The organism is Mesorhizobium sp. M5C.F.Ca.IN.020.32.2.1 (genome assembly GCF_004023105.1).
Classification (GTDB): Bacteria; Pseudomonadota; Alphaproteobacteria; order Rhizobiales; family Rhizobiaceae; genus Mesorhizobium; species Mesorhizobium wenxiniae.
On record NZ_RZSX01000793.1, the window covers coordinates 1 to 2,906 of the forward strand.

General features: G+C 57.9%; 3 protein-coding genes. 2 read left to right on the top strand and 1 reads right to left on the bottom strand.

From position 1 onward, the window contains the following. Positions 1 to 389: 389 nt before the first annotated feature. Together EOA86_RS41335 and EOA86_RS28905 are read left to right on the top strand one after the other, a co-directional pair. The gene (locus tag EOA86_RS41335) at positions 390 to 515 is read left to right on the top strand and encodes a hypothetical protein (RefSeq protein ID WP_281035705.1); all 126 of its coding nucleotides are present in this window, start codon (positions 390 to 392) and stop codon (positions 513 to 515) included. A 734-nt stretch (positions 516 to 1,249) separates the two neighbouring features. Next, positions 1,250 to 1,681: an ion channel gene (locus EOA86_RS28905; protein ID WP_128344788.1), complete on the top strand. Its 432-nt coding sequence runs from the start codon at positions 1,250 to 1,252 to the stop codon at positions 1,679 to 1,681. Between the two features lie 7 nt (positions 1,682 to 1,688). Here the strand turns inward: EOA86_RS28905 and hemN are convergent. Continuing rightward, positions 1,689 to 2,906: oxygen-independent coproporphyrinogen III oxidase (gene hemN, locus EOA86_RS28910; protein WP_128344789.1), on the bottom strand; the 1,218-nt coding region annotated here is incomplete at its 5' end.

Here is a 2,906-nt window from a genome sequence, read left to right on the forward strand (position 1 = left end):
GATTCCAACTTGATTGTTCTCATTAGCCGGGAAATGGAATTTGGGACCGCGCTGGAGATCAACGGCCAAATCTCGAACTTTGCCTCGATGTTGCGCGCCACGAGCGCGCTCTACCTGCGCGACAGGCAACCACTCGACAGCGAACCCTCGGAATTGACGAACCAGCCAGTCTGACACGCGAGCATTGCTCAAGAGCTCCGAATACCGGAAGTCCCGCGTAGCAGCCGGTTACTACCAGCGACCCGAACTTTGGCGCTATCTGATATAGTTGGCGAACTTCACCGAGGCGGTATAGAGTTCACTTCGAAATGAGCCGTATCAACGGCAACGCTGAGCGAATCTGGTAGGATTCATGGTCGAAATCATCTCCAAGCGGGAGGCGCGAGGACATGCAGGTCAAAAGACTGATCGAGCAGAACCGCTCGACCATCGTTCGCCTTGCAGACCAGATCAGCGGCGGCGGCTATTCGGCTTTCGAATCAGAACACAGGCCGCCAGCTTCACCACATCGGTGATATTCGCAGTAGCGGTGAGGAACAGATCTTCGTGCTGGCTACGAGCCAGAATGGCTTCTTCTCGCCGGTCGACGAAACCATCTCCGAACGATCCGCTTCGCTTCTGCCGAATTGACCGGCAAACAGCAGCAATGCCGATCGAAGTCAGTGGTGAGTTAGCGTAGCGCCCTGCCCTCGTCTATGCCTGCAAAGCCCTCATCGTAGATTCGGCGGCGGCATCGTGAAAGAGCAATGACGCATCTAGCATGCGGATTCGCAGAGGTCGCAGTCAAACATGAGACTGACACAGTCTAGATGCCCGACGCGCATCTGGATCGTTGTCCTCCTGAAGCAAACGATCATGAGTCTCACGCAGCCTTCCCGTCTGCCCAAGTGACATCTGACGAAAAGTAAACGTCCCCAGTCAGTCCACGGGCTTTGCCGGGGTTCGGTCGCGCGGATCGTTCTCGGTGGCTAAATCCGTCGGCGGCACAAAGGGGCAAGCGTTTTCGCGCGCCGATATTGTTGCGTGTAGCGACTGTCGGCTATTTTCTCAAATTCCAAGCTCGGACGATACGCAGATTGATCGTCCGAAGCTATTGCGACTGATCTTGGAAGCCCCGCCCACGCGACACCTGACACCGCAGGGAGGTCATGCGGCCCGGACGGATTAGTTTTAGGCGCTCGGCACGCATTCACCGATTGGTTTGATTTTGCGCAAGGAAAACGCTGTTTGCGTTTTCTACTTTCCGCGCATGATCCTCAATCTGCTCATTGGCACTGTCGTCATAAGCCTGACGGTCTTGATCCATACGTTTGGTCTGATCGCCGTCACGCATGCAATGGGATATCTGGTCATCCGGTTTCGCATGCATGGGCGCCGCAGCCGGATCGTGGCGATGATCAGCGTGGTGATGGGACTTTTTGCCGTTATGACCACCGAGATCTGGCTCTGGGCCGGGCTTTACCGATTGCTCGACATCTTCGCCGATTTCGAAACCGCCCTGTACTTTTCGACCATCACTTTTTCAACCGTTGGCTACGGCGACATCGTACCCGCTCATGGATGGCGCGTGCTGGCGGCGCTCGAGGGTGTCAACGGTTTCCTACTCATAGGCTGGTCGACCGCTTACCTGATCGCGGCAGGAACCCGCATCGGCCCGTTCAAGGCCGGGGAGCATTTCTGACCGGTGCTCAAACTGCCGCCGAATGCCTGCTCTTGCCGCTTTCGAAATACTTGTCGAACTTGGCCGCGATGCTCCTGACAAAAGGCCGACTTTCCGCGGGGACGACGAAATTGTCGCCATCGAGCTCGAGCAACCGGGCCGGGTCGTCAAGGGCCACAGAACTTGCCTTGAGGAGGAGCCGCTGGCCCCGCTCGCCAAAGCGCTCCACCAAATCGATCGCGGAGAAGGCGAAATCACACATCAGCCGCTCGATGATCCAGCCGCGAACGCGGTCGTCCTCGGAAAACGCAATGCCACGAACCGCAGCCAGACCATCGTCTGCGACCATGCGTGCATACTCGGCGGTCGACGGTATGTTCTGTGCATAGCCTTGGCGAAATTGGCTGATGGATGACGGGCCGAGACCTATCAATGTTTCGCAGCGATCCTCGGTGTAGCCCTGAAAGTTCCGGTGCAAAGTCCCGGCGCGGGCCGCAAGCGCCAGCGCATCGCCCGGTTTGGCGAAATGGTCGAGCCCTATTGCTTGGTATCCCCTTTCCACGATCGCTCTTGCGGTCAGTTGTGATTGGGCAAACCGCTCTGCCGGACCCGGCAACCATACCTCGTCGATCATCGTCTGATGTTTCTTGAACCACGGCACATGGGCGTAGCCAAAAAGTGCAATCCGGTCCGGTTCCAGGGTCAGTGCTTGCGCAACCGTAGAGGCGGCGCTCTCCCTGGTTTGGTGCGGCAGGCCGTAGAGCAGGTCGAGATTGACGGATTCGACCCGGCGCGAACGAACGCCGTCGACTACCGCTTTGGTCTGCAAGAAACTCTGCTCGCGGTTGATCGCCTTCTGCACCTTCGGATCGAAATCCTGGACGCCGAGGCTCGCCCGGGTCATGCCGATTTCGGCGAGGGCGTCGAGGCGGGCATCGTCCATATCGTTGGGTTCGATTTCGACGCTGATCTTGGCGCCGGGAAGGAACTCGAAACTGTTGCGCAGGACGGTTCCCAGCGCCACCATGTCCTCGGGTTTGAGCATCGTCGGCGAGCCACCGCCGAAATGGACGGCACGCACACGGCCCTTGCCTCCAACAAGACTGGCGACGGTAGCAATTTCAGCAAGCAGTGAGCGCAGATACGTCGTCACCGGTTCGTAATGGCGTGTCTGCTTGGTGTGGCACGCACAGAACCAGCAAAGCTTGTCGCAGTAAGGGATGTGCAGATAGAGCGAGATCTCGTC

Coding starts and splice junctions, on each gene's coding strand:
- EOA86_RS41335 (WP_281035705.1), top strand. CDS start 390: ATGCAGGTCAAAAGACTGATCGAGCAGAACCGCTCGACCATCGTTCGC.
- EOA86_RS28905 (WP_128344788.1), top strand. CDS start 1,250: ATGATCCTCAATCTGCTCATTGGCACTGTCGTCATAAGCCTGACGGTC.